The sequence below is a fragment of the Vibrio sp. 811 genome (assembly GCF_033339195.1).
Genome location: NZ_JAWOUB010000835.1, coordinates 1 through 543 on the forward strand (window position 1 = coordinate 1; position 543 = coordinate 543).

The following is a 543-nucleotide window of genomic DNA, read 5'->3' on the forward strand; positions in this document are numbered from 1 at the left end:
GCTTCTGAACGGTAGAACTCGTTAACCTCAGGAATGTCAGCTTTGTCTGGGTCTAAGAAGAATACCCAGAAGCGATCATTGATGACGTTAAGTGCAAGCTGACCACGACAAACAGGGCCTTTGATATACGCCATTATGGTGTTTTGCGCGTTATCAAGCATGAATTTGAAGCGAGACTTCACTGGCATATCAATGAATGCCGTCATCGGGTTAGCTGCAACTTCTGGCTCGTAGCTAGGTAGCTGAGTAACGGAGTAATCCGTTTCAATAAACCATTTTTTCCAGTTACTGATGCGCTGTTTGTTGAGCGCAAATGGCATGTGCGTTTTGTCAACAATAGTGCCTTGTTCTGGAATGATTCGGTAGTAAACGCGTTCAACGCCCGGATCGTCGTAAGGGCGACGAGTGGAAATGCGCTTCACTGGTTGTCCTGGCGGCGTTGCGGAGCGCACGAGGGTAAAGAAGCGCGGTTTTTCGCTCAACTCAGAGAAGTACAGGTGCGACAGGAACAAGTGCTCGTAAATGTAACGCGACATCAACTGG

General features: G+C 48.3%; 1 protein-coding gene. It reads right to left on the minus strand.

Annotated features, from left to right (window positions below; translation table 11 throughout):
- Positions 1-543, minus strand: a 543-nt coding sequence (locus R7Q46_RS29665) for a fatty acid cis/trans isomerase (RefSeq protein WP_318078652.1), incomplete at both ends; no start/stop codon positions are given.